Origin of the sequence: Ciceribacter sp. RN22 (assembly GCF_024054295.1) — a bacterium.
Classification (GTDB): domain Bacteria; phylum Pseudomonadota; class Alphaproteobacteria; order Rhizobiales; family Rhizobiaceae; genus Allorhizobium; species Allorhizobium lividum.
Genome location: NZ_JAMXLD010000001.1, coordinates 2,177,118 through 2,194,487, shown reverse-complemented (window position 1 = coordinate 2,194,487; position 17,370 = coordinate 2,177,118). Strand labels below are relative to the sequence as shown.

The window sequence follows — 17,370 nt, the reverse complement described above, 5'->3', positions numbered from 1 at the left end:
GTCCTCCCGCAGGCGCTCGCGAACAATCCGGTTGCCCGGATGTTCTGCGTCAAATGCGGCTTTCCTGTGGGATTGCCTGTGTATGGCAGACCTCAAACTGTGGGGGCGGAGCTTTTTGCCGTACCTGCAACTTGCTAAACATGGCAGAAAGGTCCGATTCTGCCGATCTTCACGAGTAGGCGGATTGTCGGGCGGTAACGACGAGGCGTTCATGACGAGATTGCAACAGGCCGGCGAAAGCGATGCGCCCTTGGTCGACCGGGGTAACCGGTCCGGTGCGGCCATACGCATCATCGTGTTGGCGGTCGTGCTGCTCGCCGCCGCGGTCGCCTTCGTCCTCTTCAAGGATCAGCTCGAGAACGAATTCGTCCTCGGTATCCTCGGCGTGCTGGCGATGATGGGAATATTCTTCCTCGTCTCGGCGATGATCGGCTTCGTCGCCGTGATGCCGCAGTCGCAGTCCGACACGCTGGCCCGCAGCTTTCTCGCGAGCCAGCCAGAAGGTACGCTGATCACCGACGACAACGGCCGCATCGTTTTCGCAAACGCGGCCTACGGGCGGATCACCGGCGCCAGGAAGTCGACCGAAGTACAGACGCTGGAGGCTCTGCTCTCGCGCCATCGCGAATCGAGCGAGGCACTCTATCGGCTCGCCAACGGTTTGCGCACGGGCCGCGAGGGCTATGAGGAGTTTCGGCTCCTGAAGCCGCTCGGTCCGGTGACCGGCAACGGCTCCGGCGCCCACTGGTATCGGCTGAAGGCGCGGCTGCTGCCGCTCGAAGGCAGCGCCAAGGTGCTGCAGATCTGGCAGATCACCGACATCACGTCGGAGCGCGAGGACCAGGAGCGCTTCTTCAAGGAACTGCAGCACGCGATCGACTACCTCGATCACGCGCCGGCGGGCTTCTTCTCGGCCGGGCGAAAGGGCGAGATCTACTATCTCAATGCGACGCTCGCCGAATGGCTCGGCATCGATCTCACGCAGTTCTCGCCGGGTTCGCTCACCGTCGCCGAACTGGTCGCGGGCGAGGGAATGGCGCTCATCGAATCGGTACAGGCGGCGCCCGGCTCGACCAAGACGGAGACCTTCGATCTCGACCTGCGCTGCGCCAACGGCCAAAGCCTGCCGGTGCGGCTCATCCATCGCGTCCGTGCCGCCCGCGACGGTGCGCCGGGCGAAAGCCGCTCGATCGTGCTGGCGCGGCGGGACGACCACAGCGGCGACCAGTCGGCATCGATCGCCTCGATGCGGTTCACGCGCTTCTTCAACAACACGCCGATGGCGATCGCCTCCGTCGACGGCGAGGGCCGAATTCTCCGGACCAACGCGCCCTTCCTCAAGCTCTTCTCGGACCTCGTCGGTCGCGACGACGTCGATCGCGGTGCGAGCCTCGACGTGGTTTTCCACGAGAGCGAACGCGAACGTTTCAGCCAAGCGCTTGCCGCCGCGAAGAACCGTCAGGTGGATATCGCGCCGATCGACAGCCGGCATCCGAACAACGAGACGCGGCATTTCCGTTTCTACGTCAACGCGGTCATCGACCAGAGCGACGAGGCGCCGGAAGAGGCGGCGATCGTCTATGCGGTCGACGTGACCGACCAGAAGGCGCTCGAAACCCAGATGGCGCAGACCCAGAAGATGAATGCGGTCGGAACGCTCGCCGGCGGTATCGCCCACGACTTCAACAACGTGCTGACGGCGATCTTGCTTTCCTCCGACCATCTCCTGCTGCAGGCCCGGCCGTCGGACGCGAGCTTCGCAGACCTGATGGAGATCAAGCGCAACGCCAACCGGGCTGCCGTGCTGGTGCGGCAATTGCTCGCCTTCTCGCGCAAGCAGACGATGCGCCCGTCGGTGCTGAACCTCACCGATGTCATCGGCGACCTGCGCATGCTGGTCGACCGCCTGATCTCGGGTACGGCGGTGAAGCTCCAGGTCGACTACGGCCGCGACCTATGGCCGGTGAAGACGGACCTTTCGCAGTTCGAGCAGGTGCTGATCAATCTCTGCGTGAACGCGCGCGATGCCATGCCACAGGGCGGCACGATCACCATTTCCACCCGCAACATCACGGCGGAGCAGGCCGCTGCCTACCACTACCGTGAACTGCCTGCCGAAGAGTTCGTGCTGGTCGAGGTGGCCGACACCGGAACCGGGATCGCGCCGGAGATCATGGAGAAGATCTTCGAGCCCTTCTTCACCACCAAGGAAGTGGGCAAGGGGACGGGGCTCGGTCTTGCGATGGTCTACGGGATCGTCAAGCAGTCCGGCGGCTACATCTATCCCGAATCCGAGGTCGGCAAGGGAACCGCCTTCCGTATCTTCCTGCCCCGGCACGTGGCCGAGATCGCGCCTGTTCCCGCCGGCGGCGAGGCCGGAGCCGCGGATACCGAAGCTCGTCCGGCGGCGGTTTCGGAGCCCGCCGACCTCACAGGCAAGTCGGCGGTCGTTCTCCTCGTCGAGGACGAGGAGGCGGTGCGACGCGGCGGCAAGCGCATGCTGGAGACCCGCGGATACACGGTGCACGAGGCCGGCTCGGGCGTCGAGGCGCTCGACATCATGGACGAGCTCGACGGCGCCGTGGACATCGTCGTCTCCGACGTCGTCATGCCGGAAATGGACGGACCGACGCTGCTGCGGGAACTACGCAAGAAATATCCGGACCTGAAATTCATCTTCGTCTCGGGCTATGCCGAGGACGCGTTCGCCCGCAACCTGCCGGCCGACGCGAAGTTCGGCTTTCTGCCGAAGCCGTTCTCGCTGAAGCAGCTCGCCGTTGCGGTTCGTGAAATGCTGGACGGGGACGACTGAACGGCGACGTTTCGGTGTCGCGCACGCATCGGCAGGTCGTGCGAGATGACAAGGGAAGAAGAGGATCAGGCCGGCGAAAGACTGACGTAGCGGAATGTATCTCCCGCTACGTTAGCTATGATCGCGAGGGTGCTCAGTCGTTCATCGCGACGGCGATTTCCGCAGCGAGGCGGGCATTGTTCTCGACCAGCGCGATATTGGTCTTGAGGCTGCGGCCGGCGGTCAGATGGAAGATGTTGTCGAGCAGGAACGGCGTCACATCCTTGCCCGTCACCTCTTCGCGCTCGGCACTGGCGAGCGCGCGACCGATATAGATCTCCATCTCCTCGCGGGGGATTTCGTGTTCCTCCGGCACCGGATTGGCGATCAGCATGCCGCCCTCGATGCCGAGTTGCTCGCGCATCCGCTGGAAATTGGCGATGGCCGCGGGGCTGGAGAGCGAGAGCGGGCTACGCAGGCCGGAATCGCGCGACCAGAAGGCGGGAAACTCCTCGCTGTCGTAGGTGACGACCGGAACGCCACGCGTTTCCAGGAATTCGAGCGTTTTCGGAATGTCGAGGATCGCCTTCGGACCCGCGGAAACGACGATGACCGGCGTGCGGGCGAGCTCTTCGAGGTCGGCCGAGATGTCGAGGCTTTCCTCGGCGCCGCGATGGACGCCGCCGATGCCGCCAGTGGCGAAGACCGAGATGCCGGCACGGCTTGCAGCGATCATGGTCGCGGCCACCGTCGTTGCGCCGCTGCGGCGTTCGGCGAGCGCGAAGGCGATGTCGGCGCGCGAGAGCTTCATGACGCCGGTCATCTGCGCAAGCGCCGCGATCTGTGCGTCCTCGAGGCCGATGTGCAGGATGCCGTCGATGACTGCGATGGTCGCCGGCACGGCGCCCTTCTCGCGAATGATCGCTTCGACGCTGCGCGCCATCTCCAGATTGCCGGGGAAGGGCATGCCATGGGTGATGATCGTCGATTCCAGCGCCACGATCGGCGCGCCGCGGACCTTGGCGGCGGCGACTTCCTTCGAATAGACGATCGGCAGCAGGGGCGAAATGGCTTTGGTCATGGGAGGTTCCGGGTTTCGAGACTGCAGGTCATGACAGGATTTTCGCGTCCGGCACAAGGGGCATATACGAATTGGCGAGATCGCGGGAGAGGTTTTCCGCGGTTGCGTGCGGCGAGCGAAGGGTAATGGCCGCAAGCGCGGCTCCGTGACGCAGTGCCTCGCCGAGGCTGCAGCCTCCGATGCAGGCCGAGATGACGCCGGACGCAAAGGCGTCGCCGGCGCCGGTGACGTCGACCACGCTGTCGAGCCGCGGCGGCGAAAGGATCGCTGTTTCTGTCTCGTCGAACGCGACGACGGCTTCGGCGCCGCAGGTGACGACGCCGCCCTTGAGACCCTTTTCCCGCAGAAGCGCGGGCCAGCCGGCGGGATCATCGGGGCGGGCGCCGGTGAGGGCCTCGGCCTCCGCCGCGTTCATGAACAGCATGGTGAGGTCGGTGAAGCAGGGCAGCAGACGCACGACCTTCGCCGGCGAAATCGCGATCGCGAAGACCGGCAGGCCACGCGCGGCGGCGGCATCGGCAAGCGCTGTGAGCGTCTCCGCCGGCAGATTGGCGTCGCAGAGCACGTGGCGTGCTTCGCCGAGCGCGGCGCGGAAGGAGAGGGTGCGGGTACGGCGTGGCCCGAAGAGGTCGTAGAGCTCCATATCGGCAAGCGCGATGACGAGATTACCGTCCGCCTCGAGGATCGCCGTGTAGCTCGGCGTGGCGCGATCGAGAAAGACGACCGGACAATCGTCGATGCCGACGCGGAGGGCTTCGGCCGAGACGGCGATTCCTGCCGCGTCACCGCCGCGCGGCGCGATCAGCCTGACCTCGTGGCCGAGCCGGGCGAGATTGCGGGCAGCGTTGAAGCCGCCGCCGCCCGGTTCTTCAAACCAGCGACCGGGATTGCTCGCCCCCATGACAGTCGTGCCGGCGATCCGTCCGCGGCGGTCGATGTGGGCGCCGCCGACGACGAGAAGGGAACCACTCATGCGCGCTTCCCGGAGCATTGCGGGCGCGACGAATCGCAAGCGGCCGCAGGTGCGGCGAAAGCACGGCGGGGCATGAGCGACGGTACACGGTACGTCGCCTGAAACATAAAGTGAACATCCTGCGAAGTCGCAAGTCTATTCAGCAGGTTGAACAGGGATTGCCAGATGAGAACAAAACGTGTACGCATGGTCCGTCGGCTGCTTCATTGCCTATGCGGCTTCAATAACCTAAAGGTGGATCGAATGGCACAAAATTCTTTGCGGCTCGTAGAGGACAAATCGGTGGACAAAAGCAAGGCACTTGAAGCGGCACTTTCGCAGATCGAGCGAAATTTCGGCAAGGGCTCGATCATGAAGCTCGGCGCGAACGAGAGCGTGGTCGAGATCGAGACGGTTTCCACCGGGTCGCTGAGCCTCGACATCGCGCTCGGCATCGGTGGCCTGCCGAAGGGGCGCATCGTCGAGATTTACGGTCCCGAAAGCTCGGGCAAGACGACGCTCGCACTGCAGACGATCGCCGAATCGCAGAAGAAGGGCGGTATCTGCGCCTTCGTCGACGCCGAGCACGCGCTCGATCCGGTCTATGCCCGTAAGCTCGGGGTCGACCTGCAGAACCTCCTCATTTCACAGCCTGACACCGGCGAACAGGCGCTCGAAATCACCGACACGCTGGTGCGCTCGGGCGCGATCGACGTGCTCGTCGTCGACTCGGTCGCCGCACTCACGCCGCGCGCCGAAATCGAGGGCGAGATGGGCGACAACCTGCCGGGCATGCAGGCCCGCCTGATGAGCCAGGCGTTGCGCAAGCTCACCGCCTCGATCTCCCGCTCGAACTGCATGGTCATCTTCATCAACCAGATCCGCATGAAGATCGGCGTGATGTTCGGTTCGCCGGAAACGACGACCGGTGGTAATGCGCTCAAGTTCTACGCCTCCGTTCGCCTCGACATCCGCCGCATCGGCGCCGTCAAGGAGCGCGAGGAGGTCGTCGGCAACCAGACGCGCGTGAAGGTCGTCAAGAACAAGATGGCGCCGCCCTTCAAGCAGGTCGAGTTCGACATCATGTACGGCGAGGGCGTCTCCAAGACCGGCGAACTCGTCGATCTCGGCGTCAAGGCCGGGATCGTCGAAAAGTCCGGCGCCTGGTTCTCCTACAACAGCCAGCGGCTCGGTCAGGGACGCGAGAACGCCAAGACTTTCCTGCGGGACAATCCGGAGCTTGCCCAGGAGATCGAGATGGCGCTGCGCCAGAATGCCGGGCTGATCGCCGATCGTTTCCTGCAGAATGGTGGTCCGGACGCCGGCGACGGTGATGGTTCCGCGGACATGTGATCCGCAATCATTTCAACGACCGACAGAGCGCCGGTCCGATATCGGAAGATGTCGGGCCGGTTTTTTTCCGTGCGGCTGGACAGTGCCGGTCACGGACGATAAAAGCCTTTGGTTTTTAGGCTTTGGCCGGCATCCGGCAGCAATGAAGGGCGTGACATGAGCGGCGTAAATGACATCCGGTCGACTTTTCTCGATTACTTCAAGGCAAATGGCCATGAAGTCGTGTCGTCGAGCCCGCTCGTGCCGCAAAACGACCCGACGCTGATGTTCACAAATGCCGGCATGGTGCAGTTCAAGAACGTCTTCACCGGCCTCGAGCAGCGTCCCTACAAGACGGCAGCAACCGCGCAGAAGTGCGTGCGCGCCGGCGGCAAGCATAACGACCTCGACAATGTCGGCTATACCGCGCGTCACCACACCTTCTTCGAGATGCTTGGCAACTTTTCTTTCGGTGACTACTTCAAGGAGCGGGCGATCGAGCTTGCCTGGAACCTGATCACCAAGGAATTCGGGCTTGCCAAGGACCGGCTCTGCGTCACCGTCTACCATACCGATGACGAGGCGTTCGGCCTGTGGAAGAAGATTGCCGGCCTTGCCGACGAGAAGATCATCCGCATCCCGACTAGCGACAATTTCTGGGCGATGGGCGATACCGGCCCCTGCGGCCCGTGCTCAGAGATCTTCTACGACCACGGCGACCACATCTGGGGCGGCCCTCCCGGGTCGCCGGAGGAAGACGGCGACCGCTTCATCGAGATCTGGAACCTCGTCTTCATGCAGTACGAGCAGATCACCAAGGAGGAGCGCGTCGACCTGCCGCGGCCGTCGATCGACACAGGCATGGGCCTCGAGCGCATCGCAGCCGTCCTGCAGGGCCAGCACGACAACTACGACATCGACCTCTTCCGCGCGCTGATCGAGGCTTCCGTCGAACTCACCGGGGTCAAGGCCGAGGGCGAGCGTCGTGCCAGCCACCGCGTCATCGCCGACCACCTCCGTTCGTCCGCCTTCCTGATCGCCGACGGCGTCCTGCCGTCCAACGAGGGCCGTGGCTACGTGCTTCGTCGCATCATGCGCCGCGCCATGCGCCACGCGGAGCTTCTCGGTGCCCGCGAACCGGTCATCTACAAGCTCCTACCCGTGCTCGTGCAGCAGATGGGCCGGGCCTATCCCGAACTCGCACGCGCCGAGGCGCTCATTTCCGAGACGCTGAAGCTCGAGGAAACCCGCTTCCGCAAGACGCTGGAGCGCGGCCTCAGCCTGCTGTCGGAGGCCACGGCCGATCTTTCGAAGGGCGACAGTCTCGACGGCGAAACCGCCTTCAAGCTCTATGATACCTACGGCTTCCCGCTCGATCTCACGCAGGACGCGCTGCGCAACCGCGGCATCGGCGTCGATCTCACCGGCTTCAACGACGCGATGCAGCGCCAGAAGGCGGAAGCCCGCGCCCACTGGGCGGGTTCCGGCGACAAGGCGACCGAGGCCGTCTGGTTCGAGCTCAAGGAGAAGTTCGGCGCGACCGAATTCCTCGGCTATTCCTCCGAAAGTGCGGAGGCCGAGGTACAGGCCATCGTCAAGGATGGCGCGGTCGTCGATAGTGCCTCCAAGGGCGAAACCGTGCAGGTGGTCGTCAACCAGACGCCGTTCTACGGTGAATCGGGTGGTCAGGTCGGCGACACCGGTGTGATTGCCGGCGACAACGCGAAGCTCGAAGTTTCCGAGACGCAGAAGAAGGGCGAAGGTCTCTTCGTCCATACCGCGACGGTGACCGAAGGCACGCTGCGCGCGGGCGATGCCGTGGTGATGACCGTCGACCATGCCCGCCGCTCGCGGCTGCGCGCAAACCACTCGGCGACGCACCTCATCCATGAGGCGCTGCGCGAGGTACTCGGCACCCATGTCGCGCAGAAGGGCTCGCTGGTCGCGCCGGAGCGCCTGCGTTTCGACGTGTCGCATCCAAAGCCGATGTCGGCCGAGGAGTTGAAGGTCGTCGAGGCGATGGCGAACGAGATCGTCACCCAGAACACGCCGGTGACCACCCGCCTGATGAGCGTCGACGATGCGATCGCCGAGGGTGCGATGGCGCTGTTCGGTGAAAAGTACGGCGACGAGGTCCGCGTCGTGTCGATGGGGACTGCGATCCACGGCCCGAAGGCCGGAAAGCCCTATTCGGTCGAGCTCTGCGGCGGCACGCATGTCTCCGCCACCGGCGACATCGGCCTCGTGCGCATCCTTTCGGAAAGCGCGGTCGGTGCAGGCGTTCGCCGCATCGAGGCGGTGACCGGCGAGGCGGCGCGTGCCTATCTCTCCGAGCAGGACGAGCGCGTGAAGCAGGTCGCGACGGCGCTGAAGGTACAGCCAGCGGACGTGGTCACGCGCGTCGAGCAGCTTGTCGAGGAGCGCCGCAAGCTGGAACGCGAGCTTGCCGATGCCAAGCGCAAGCTCGCCATGGGCGGCGGTGGTCAGGCTGCCGCCGATGAGGGAGCCCGCGAGATCGGCGGTGTGAAGTTCCTCGGTCGCGTGCTCAAGGGCGTCGAAGCCAAGGACCTGAAGGGGCTCGTCGACGAGAGCAAGGCAGGTCTCGGTTCCGGTGTCGTGACGCTGATTGCCGTCTCCGAGGATGGCAAGGCGAGCGTCGTCGTCGGTGTTACCGATGATCTCACCGGCCGCTACAGCGCAGTCGAACTCGTGCGCCTCGCCTCTGCTGCCGTCGGCGGCAAGGGCGGTGGCGGCCGCGCCGACATGGCCCAGGCCGGCGGCCCGGATGGCGAAAAAGCGGATGCTGCGATCGCCGCCGTCGAAAAGGCCCTCGCCGCGTAAGGCGGCGGCGTCACGGGCGCAAATCGGCTCGGCATTTTCGAAATCTTCATGCTTGCCGTATAAGGCGGTCGAGACGAATTGGGGATGCCGTGGCCACTCTCTTTCACGTGCCGACATTGATGGCCTGCCTGCTGGCGATCTGGGTGGTCTTCGCCGTATTGCTGACGATGGCCTGGTCTCTGGAACGGCAGCGTCCGGAACTGGCGATCTGGAGTGTCGGCTTCTGGCTCGGCGCCCTCGGCGCCCTGTTCTTGTCGCTGCGGACGATCTTGCCGGAGGGGTTCACGATCGGGCTCGGAAACGGCCTGCTCATCCTGGCGACAGGGCTTGCGTGGCTCGGGATTCGGGCGTTCGACGGCCTCTCGCTCAAGTTCTGGGTACCGGTCGTTCCGACTGTCATCTGGTTCGGCGCGTTCCTGTTCTGGCCGGGTTTCCGTGAGGATGTGAACGCCCGAATAGCGCTCGTTTCGGTCATCATCATTGTTTTCAGCGTGATGTTCATCCGCAGCATGTGGCAGGGTGAGGCGATCGAGCCGCTGCCCTCCCGCAAACTGGTGATGGGCACAATGGCCGTGCACGGCGTGATCAACGCCGTCCGATTGCCGCTGGTGGTGGTCGCCCCGGTCATGGAACAGGGAGGCATTGCCCTTTCCGCCTGGCACGGCGTCTTCACCTTTGAGATCGTCGTCAACACACTCTTCTGCGGAATGGCGCTCTTTTCGCTCGGCCGCGAGCGGGTGACGGCGGAATACAAGCGGGCATCCCAGATCGACGCGCTGACGGGAGTCTTCAATCGCCGTGCCTTCAGCGACCACGTCGATGGTTGCCGCCGTCGCGGCGTGGGAGGCGCGATCGCACTTCTCGATCTCGACCACTTCAAGCGCGTCAACGACACCTACGGCCATGGTGCGGGCGACAAGGTGCTCTGCGCCTTCGTCGCGATGGTTCAGGACATCCTGCCGCAGGATGCGGTCTTCGGGAGGCTGGGTGGCGAGGAGTTCGCGGTCTACCTGCCGGCGCGCAATCGGGGCGAGGCCCATGCCGTCTGCGAGCGGCTTCGGCGGGCGGCGGAGGCCCTTCCCGTCGACTGGAAGGGGAACCGGCTCACGTTGACCGTCAGTATCGGCCTTTGTGGGGATGTTCCCGCCGGCGTCGATCTCGGCGTCGTGCTCGGCCTGGCCGACCGCGCGCTCTACGCAGCAAAGCGAAACGGCCGCAACCGGATCGCATTTGCCGATGGTTCGGAAGGACAGGGTGAGCTTCTCCCGCGCGTCGGGCCAGCGGAGGCGGCCTGCCAGACCAGCACATCGTCTGCGGAGCATCAGGCGTCTTCCTGATCGACGGCGACTCGATATCCGTTGCGGATCAGGCCTTCTGCATGGCCTGCATGGCAGCCTCGTCGAGCGCCGCGGCGCGGGCGGCGGCCGGCCGATCGGTCACGTGTGCAAGGTAGGCCGCGAAGGCGGGACGCCGTTCGATCGACCCCATATGCAGACCCCAGCCGATTTGAGATCCGACATAGACATCGGCGGCGGTAAAGCGGTCGCCGGCGACGAAGGGCGTTCGAGAAACGGCATATTCGAGCGTGTCCATCACGTCCTCGAAGGAGCCGTAACCGATCATGCCCCGCCTGTCAGCGGGAACCTCGAAGCCGAGGGCGCGGTTGGACGTTGCAGCCTCCAGCGGACCTGCCGCGAAGAAGAGCCAGCGATAGTAGCTGCCGCGCTTGTTCGCCGGCGGCGCGAGACCCGCGTCCGGGAAGGCGTCGGCGAGATAGACGCAGATGGCCGCGCATTCGGTGACCACCGTCTCGCCGTGGCGGATCGAAGGCACCTTGCCCATCGGGTTGACGGCGCGATATTCGGGCGACTTCATCGGTGCGCCGAAGGGCACGATCTCGGTCCGGTACGGTTGCCCGGTCTCCTCCAGCATCCAGCGGACGATGCGTCCGCGCGACATCGGATTGGTGTAGAAGGTCAGTTCCGTCATGCGCAATCCTCCTCTGTGCTGATATCGCGGTTTCGCGTGGACGGAAGTTGAGCGCTCAACGCGAGCACACGCAACAAAAAACCCGGCACGAGGCCGGGTTTTCGTCATTTTCCGGTGCCGATGGCTCAGGCGGCCATGGCCTTCTTGAGGTTCTCGTCGACCTTGTCGAGGAAGGCCGTTGTGGAGAGCCACGGCTGGTCGGGACCGATGAGCAGCGCCAGGTCCTTGGTCATGAAGCCGCTTTCGACGGTGTCGACGCAGACCTTTTCGAGCGTCGTCGCGAACTTGGCCAGTTCGGCATTGTCGTCGAGCTTGGCGCGATGTGCGAGGCCGCGGGTCCAGGCGAAGATCGAGGCGATCGAGTTCGTCGAGGTTTCCTGGCCCTTCTGGTGCTGGCGGTAGTGACGGGTGACCGTGCCGTGGGCGGCTTCGGCTTCCACCGTCTTGCCGTCGGGGGTGAGCAGCACCGAGGTCATCAGGCCCAGCGAGCCGAAGCCCTGCGCGACGGTGTCGGACTGCACGTCGCCGTCGTAGTTCTTGCAGGCCCAGACATAGCCGCCGGACCACTTCAGTGCCGAGGCGACCATGTCGTCGATCAGGCGGTGCTCGTAGGTGATTCCGGCTTCGTCGAACTGCGCCTTGAACTCGGCCTCGTAGACTTCCTGGAAGATGTCCTTGAAGCGGCCGTCATAGGCCTTGAGGATGGTGTTCTTGGTCGAGAGATAGACCGGCCATTTGCGCATCAGGCCGTACATCATCGAGGCGCGGGCGAACTCGCGGATCGACTCGTCGAGGTTGTACATCGCCATGGCGACGCCGGCGCCGGGAGCCTGGTAGACTTCCTTCTCGATGACCTGGCCGTCTTCGCCGACGAACTTGATGGTCAGCGTGCCCTTGCCCGGGAACTTGAAGTCGGTCGCCTTGTACTGGTCGCCGAAGGCGTGACGGCCGACGACGATCGGCTTGGTCCAGCCCGGAACGAGACGCGGCACGTTCTTGCAGATGATCGGCTCGCGGAAGATCACGCCGCCGAGGATGTTGCGGATGGTGCCGTTCGGGCTCTTCCACATTTCCTTGAGGCCGAATTCCTTCACGCGGGCTTCGTCCGGGGTGATCGTGGCGCACTTGATGCCGACGCCATGCTTCTTGATGGCGTTGGCGGCGTCGATGGTCACCTGGTCGTTGGTCGCATCGCGGTTTTCGACGGAGAGGTCGTAGTATTCGATCGGAAGATCGAGGTAGGGCAGGATCAGCTTTTCCTTGATGAACTGCCAGATGATGCGGGTCATCTCGTCGCCGTCGAGATCGACGACCGGGTTTGCAACCTTGATCTTCTTCATGAATGCCTCTTGAGCGCTGCGGATCGAAATCCTGAGGGTGGTTAAAGCGAAAATCCGGAGCGCTATAGCATTGTGCGCTCGTCAGGCAAAGGCGCGGGCCTAAGAATATCGGGGCTTTTATCACCAAAGTTGGACGCACATATCCCACGATTCCCGAGGGTTCGCCGATTGCCGTCCGTCATCTGCGAGATAGAGTGGCGGGGCTTTTCCTTCCCTTGGAACATGTTCAATGAAGACACCCAAATCCCTCTTGCTGCTGGCCCTGCTGGCTGGTGCGCCTGTCGTTGCGTTCGCCGCCGACCCGACCGTCCCGGTCAAGACCATCATCGAGGTTGCCGCCGGCAACTGGTCGGAGACCAGTCCGACTGCAAACGATGTCTTCGACAAGGAGCGTCTCGGACAGTTTTTCAGCGCCGACTTCGCGAAAACCTATCGCGAGGCGTCGAAGCACCCTGCCTACGATCCACCGGAAGGCGAAACGACCGGGAGCCCGTTCGATTACGATCCGATCGCCGGGGGCCAGGAGGGCTGCGCCTTCGAGAACATCCGCGTCGAGGACGATGGCGAAGGCCAGGTGACGGCGCTTTTCAACAACCGCAAGTGCCTCGGGGACGATCCAGCCTACAAGGAGGACACGGTCCTGATCTTCCATGTGGTCGAGGAGCAGGGGCGCGCGGTGATCGACGACATGTACCGCGTCGAGGACGGGCAGTCGGGCAAGTCCCTGAAGGACGAGCTCAAGGAAATTGCCGCGCAGTAACGCCGGAAGGGAGACATCGAAATGAAGAGAATTGTTGTTGCCACATATATGTCGCTGCTCGCCGGCGGGGCCTTCGCCGCCGACGCCGACGAGCCGGTGAAGGCGCTGATGGATATGGCTGCCAGCAACGCCGCCGTCGAGCCCGGCCCGAACGCAGTCTATGCCGACTATTTCGCGCCGGGCATGCTGCTCATGTATTTCAGCGACGGCTTCGTTCGCGACTTCACCACTGCCCTTCTCAAGCAGAAGGAAGGAGGCAGCCAGGTCCTGATCGACTGGGATCCGGTGATCGGCGGTCAGGACGGTTGCGCGCCCAAGGACGTCACCTACGGCAAGCCGGAGACGAAGGGCGCCGTCACCGAGGTGCTTGTCGGCTTCAAGCGCAGCTGGTGCTACGAGGGTGACGCCGAGACCAAGGAAGAGGTCACCCAGGTGACCTATCGCCTCGTCGAGGAGGGCGACGAAACGGGTGAAAAGCGCTTCGTGATCGACGACATCCATTTCGCGAACGACGTGCCGCTGCGCGTCGAGCTCCAGGAGCTGGCGAAGTGAGGAGGGCCGCTGTTCTTTCCATGGCGCTCCTTGTCGCGAGCGCCGGCTCCACCTTCGCAAACGAACCGCAGGATCCGGTCGTCGCCCTGATGGCTGTCGCCGACGGCATCGAAGGCAACAGCGAGGCGAGTGACTATTTCGGCGAGGTTCTCCTGACGTCCATCTACAGCGCGAGCTTCGCCCAGGTCTATCGGATGGCAGTGCTCGGCGACCAGTTGCTCGATCTGCAAGGGGAGATGACCGGCCAGGACGAAGTCGTCGTCAGCCAGGACCCTTGCGAGATGAAGGAACTCAAGATCGTTCCCCGACCGGCGAAGGACAAGGTGACGCCGGTCGACGTCTATTTCGACGTCTCGTCCTGCTGGGGGAACGATCCGCACCTCGATCAGCCGTCCCTGACCGTCCACGTCGTCTCGGAGAACGGCCGCTACGTCATCGACAACTTCTGGAACAGCGACTATGACGGCGGCCGGCTCGAGACCTCGGTCAAGGCGAAGTTCGCAGCGCTTGCCAAGCGGTATGTCGACGACATGCTGACGAGCCGGTTCCCTCCCGAATAGCCACGGTCTTTGCCTCCGCCCGATTTTGTGCCAAGGAAACGCCGAATTCCTTGGAAGGGTACGAGATGGCAGGCACCAACAGCGAGCGCGAACTTTTGGCGGAGGGGCCGGCGATCGTTCTGGTCGAGCCGCAACTCGGCGAGAACATCGGCATGGTGGCGCGCGCGATGGCGAACTTCGGCCTCTCCGAACTGCGCCTCGTCAAGCCGCGTGACGGCTGGCCGAGCGAGAAGGCGCGTTCGGCGGCATCGAAGGCCGACCACGTGATCGATGCGACGTGCGTGTTCGATACGCTGGAGGAGGCCGTCGCCGACCTCAATTTCCTCTATGCGACCACGGCACGCGAGCGCGACGGCTTCAAGCCGGTGCGTGCGCCCATGGATGCTGCCGCAACGCTCAGGACGAAATTCGGGGCGGGCGAGAAGACCGGCATCCTGTTTGGCCGCGAGCGCTGGGGCCTTACCAACGAAGAAGTGGCGCTGGCTGACGAAGTGGTGACCTTCCCGGTCAATCCAGCCTTCGCCTCTCTGAACATCGCCCAGGCCGTATTGCTGATGTCCTACGAGTGGATGAAGTCCGGCATGGAGGATGTGTCGGAGACGCGCTTCCAGGCGGTCGAACAACGGCCCGCGACCAAGGAGCAGCTTTTCGGCCTGTTCGATCAGGTCGAGGAGGCGCTGGACGCGCGGGGCTATTTCCGCCCGGCAGGCAAAAAGCCGCGCATGGTGGAGAACCTGCGGGCCGTGCTGTCGCGGCGCGCCTTCACGGAGCCGGAAATCAGCGTGCTGCGCGGGGTTTTCGCCACATTCGACCGTTACAGCCGCCAGAACCCGCGCGGCGGATGGCGGGAAACGGCTGGGGACACAAGCGACGATGGCGGCGACACGGACTGATCTGAAACCCGTACTGGTCTTCGATTCCGGTATTGGCGGGCTAACCGTGCTGCGCGAGGCGCGCGTGCTGATGCCCGAAAGGGGCTTCGTCTATGTCGCCGACGATGCCGGCTTTCCCTATGGCGCATGGGAGGAAGGGCCGCTGAAGTCGCGCATCCTCGACCTGATGGCCGAACTCATCGAAACCTATGAGCCGGAGGCGGTGATCGTCGCCTGCAATACCGCCTTCACGCTCGCCGGCGCCGATCTTCGCGCCCGCTTTCCCGACATGCGTTTCGTCGGCACGGTGCCGGCGATCAAGCCGGCGGCGGAGCGCACCCGCTCCGGCCTCGTTTCGGTGCTCGCGACGCCGGGAACCGTCAAGCGCGCCTATACCCGTGACCTGATCCAGTCCTTCGCCGGCCAGTGCCACGTCCGGCTCGTCGGCTCGCAGAACCTTGCCGGCATGGCGGAAGCCTATATTCGTGGCGAATCGATCTCCGACGAGCTCGTGCTCTCGGAGATCATGCCGTGTTTCGTCGAGATGGACGGTCGGCGCACCGACATCGTCGTGCTCGCCTGCACGCACTATCCGTTCCTTGCAAACATCTTCCGCCGCCTCGCGCCCTGGCCCGTCGACTGGCTGGATCCGGCGGAAGCGATCGCGCGGCAGGCGCGGCGTCTGGTGCCGCCGGCGCTCGATGCGGAACACCCGGAACAGTATGATTTTGCCGTATTCACCTCCGGCAATCCCGATTTTTCCACCCGGCGGCTCATGCAGGGTTTCGGTCTCAGGACCTGCTGAGGGAATTTTTTCCCCTTCACCGCATTTGCCCTTCTTCGGAAACGCTCAATTTTCCTACGGTATTTTGAAAAGCGTCTTCAATGTATGCTAGTGGTTCGCTGATGCGCCCTCGCGGTGCGTCGATCAACGGAGCTCTCGAACTGCCTTGGCCATAGAAATCATCATCGTGATTTTGCTCACCGTCCTGAACGGCGTCCTCGCAATGTCGGAAATGGCGGTCGTTTCCTCCCGCCCCGCGCGGCTCAAGGTGCTCTCCGAACAAGGCAATCACGGCGCGACCGTCGCCATACGGCTGGCCGAGGAACCGGGTCGCTTCCTGTCGACGGTGCAGATCGGAATCACGCTGGTCGGGGTGCTGTCCGGTGCCTTTTCGGGCGCGACGCTCGGCAACCGGCTCGCGGGCTGGCTCTTGTCGCAGGGTGTGTCGCCGGCCTTTTCCGACGCCATCGGCGTCGGTTCGGTCGTCGTCCTCATCACCTACCTGTCGCTGATCGTCGGCGAACTCGTGCCGAAGCAGATCGCCCTTCACAATCCCGAAATGATGGCCGCGCGGATCGCCCGCCCGATGCTGGTGCTTTCCAAGGTTTCGGCGCCGCTCGTCTGGCTGCTCGACAATTCCGGCCGGCTGGTTCTGAGCCTGCTCGGCCAGAAGGAAATGGCCGCCGGCACTGTGACGGACGAGGAGATCAAGTCGGTTCTCGCCGAGGCCCAGAGCGCCGGTGTCATCGAAACCGAGGAATCAGCGATGATCTCCGGTGTCATGCGCCTCGCCGACCGGACCGCCCGCGGGCTGATGACGCCACGCCGCGACGTCGAGGTTCTCGACCTCGAAGACAGCATCGAGGAAATCCGCGAACATCTTCGTCACACCCAGCATTCGCGCCTGCCGGTGCGCGACGGCACGTCGGACGAGATCATCGGCGTTCTCTTCGTCAAGGATTTCTACAACGCCGTGATCGCCGAAGGCGAGGATTTCGACCTGCGGTCGATCATCACTCAAGTGCCGATCGTCTCCGATTTCTCGAGCGCAATCGACATCATCGCGGCGATGCGCAAGGCGGCGCCTCACATGGTTCTGGTCTACGACGAGAACGGCCATTTCGAAGGCATCATCACCTCGGGCGACATCCTGGAGGCGATCATGGGCGCTTTCCTGGAGGACGAAACCGAGGAACGCGCGATCGTCAAGCGCGACGACGGTTCCTTCCTCGTTTCCGGCTGGATGCCGATCGACGAATTCGTCGATCATGTGCGCGTCCGCGTGGAGGAAGACCCGGACTATACGACGGTTGCCGGGTTCGTCATCGACGTGCTGAAGCATATCCCCGAGCTCGGCGAGAGCTTCATCGCCGACGGCTGGCGCTTCGAGGTGATCGACCTCGACGGCCGGCGCATCGACAAGCTGCTGGTCTCGCCGGCGGACCAGGGCGAGATCTGATCACCCGCGCGCGGTCAGGGCGAAGAGCGCCTTCGCCCTGGTAGGGCCGGCCCTCCA

General features: G+C 64.0%; 14 protein-coding genes. 10 read left to right on the top strand and 4 right to left on the bottom strand.

What is annotated here, in order from left to right; genetic code table 11:
• Positions 1 to 211 precede the first annotated feature (211 nt).
• The gene (gene cckA / locus NHF53_RS10755) at positions 212 to 2,812 is read left to right on the top strand and encodes a cell cycle histidine kinase CckA (protein WP_252834170.1); all 2,601 of its coding nucleotides are present in this window, start codon (positions 212 to 214) and stop codon (positions 2,810 to 2,812) included.
• A 133-nt stretch (positions 2,813 to 2,945) separates the two neighbouring features.
• Here cckA and NHF53_RS10750 read toward each other — a convergent pair whose 3' ends face one another.
• Positions 2,946 to 3,872, bottom strand: coding sequence for a pseudouridine-5'-phosphate glycosidase (locus NHF53_RS10750; RefSeq protein WP_112685077.1), 927 nt, complete (start codon positions 3,870 to 3,872; stop codon positions 2,946 to 2,948).
• A 28-nt stretch (positions 3,873 to 3,900) separates the two neighbouring features.
• Positions 3,901 to 4,845: a carbohydrate kinase family protein gene (locus tag NHF53_RS10745; protein ID WP_252834169.1), complete on the bottom strand. Its 945-nt coding sequence runs from the start codon at positions 4,843 to 4,845 to the stop codon at positions 3,901 to 3,903.
• Positions 4,846 to 5,088: 243 nt separating this feature from the next.
• Here NHF53_RS10745 and recA point away from each other — a divergent pair, with 243 nt between their 5' ends.
• From recA to NHF53_RS24180, 3 genes are all read left to right on the top strand, one after another.
• Positions 5,089 to 6,177, top strand: coding sequence for a recombinase RecA (recA, locus tag NHF53_RS10740; RefSeq protein ID WP_112685073.1), 1,089 nt, complete (start codon positions 5,089 to 5,091; stop codon positions 6,175 to 6,177).
• Between the two features lie 156 nt (positions 6,178 to 6,333).
• The gene (gene alaS / locus NHF53_RS10735) at positions 6,334 to 8,997 is read left to right on the top strand and encodes an alanine--tRNA ligase (protein WP_252834168.1); all 2,664 of its coding nucleotides are present in this window, start codon (positions 6,334 to 6,336) and stop codon (positions 8,995 to 8,997) included.
• An 89-nt stretch (positions 8,998 to 9,086) separates the two neighbouring features.
• Positions 9,087 to 10,334: a GGDEF domain-containing protein gene (locus tag NHF53_RS24180; RefSeq protein WP_252834167.1), complete on the top strand. Its 1,248-nt coding sequence runs from the start codon at positions 9,087 to 9,089 to the stop codon at positions 10,332 to 10,334.
• Between the two features lie 28 nt (positions 10,335 to 10,362).
• Here the strand turns inward: NHF53_RS24180 and NHF53_RS10725 are convergent, their stop codons facing one another.
• Both NHF53_RS10725 and NHF53_RS10720 read right to left on the bottom strand, forming a co-directional pair.
• Entirely contained in the window at positions 10,363 to 10,986 is a 624-nt protein-coding gene (locus NHF53_RS10725) for a glutathione S-transferase family protein (RefSeq protein ID WP_252834166.1), read from the bottom strand.
• A gap of 125 nt (positions 10,987 to 11,111) precedes the next feature.
• Positions 11,112 to 12,326 carry an NADP-dependent isocitrate dehydrogenase gene (locus NHF53_RS10720; RefSeq protein WP_252834165.1) on the bottom strand — a complete coding sequence of 405 codons (1,215 nt, stop codon included), beginning with the start codon at positions 12,324 to 12,326 and terminating at the stop codon, positions 11,112 to 11,114.
• A gap of 229 nt (positions 12,327 to 12,555) precedes the next feature.
• Here NHF53_RS10720 and NHF53_RS10715 point away from each other — a divergent pair, with 229 nt between their 5' ends.
• From NHF53_RS10715 to NHF53_RS10690, 6 genes are all read left to right on the top strand, one after another.
• Positions 12,556 to 13,086 (top strand): hypothetical protein, encoded by a 531-nt coding sequence (locus tag NHF53_RS10715; RefSeq protein WP_252834164.1) that lies wholly within the window; start codon positions 12,556 to 12,558, stop codon positions 13,084 to 13,086.
• 21 nt (positions 13,087 to 13,107) lie between these two features.
• The gene (locus NHF53_RS10710; RefSeq protein ID WP_252834163.1) at positions 13,108 to 13,638 is read left to right on the top strand and encodes a hypothetical protein; all 531 of its coding nucleotides are present in this window, start codon (positions 13,108 to 13,110) and stop codon (positions 13,636 to 13,638) included.
• On the top strand, positions 13,635 to 14,198 hold the full coding sequence (locus NHF53_RS10705; protein ID WP_252834162.1) for a hypothetical protein: 564 nt from the start codon (positions 13,635 to 13,637) through the stop codon (positions 14,196 to 14,198). The genes NHF53_RS10710 and NHF53_RS10705 overlap by 4 nt, the downstream gene beginning before the upstream one ends.
• A 65-nt stretch (positions 14,199 to 14,263) precedes the next feature.
• Positions 14,264 to 15,091, top strand: coding sequence for an RNA methyltransferase (locus tag NHF53_RS10700; protein ID WP_252834161.1), 828 nt, complete (start codon positions 14,264 to 14,266; stop codon positions 15,089 to 15,091).
• On the top strand, positions 15,072 to 15,875 hold the full coding sequence (gene murI, locus NHF53_RS10695) for a glutamate racemase (protein WP_252834160.1): 804 nt from the start codon (positions 15,072 to 15,074) through the stop codon (positions 15,873 to 15,875). Before NHF53_RS10700 ends, murI begins: the two co-directional genes overlap by 20 nt.
• 166 nt (positions 15,876 to 16,041) lie before the next feature.
• Positions 16,042 to 17,313, top strand: a complete 1,272-nt coding sequence (locus NHF53_RS10690) for a hemolysin family protein (RefSeq protein ID WP_374591061.1) — start codon at positions 16,042 to 16,044, stop codon at positions 17,311 to 17,313.
• The last annotated feature ends 57 nt before the right edge of the window (positions 17,314 to 17,370 follow it).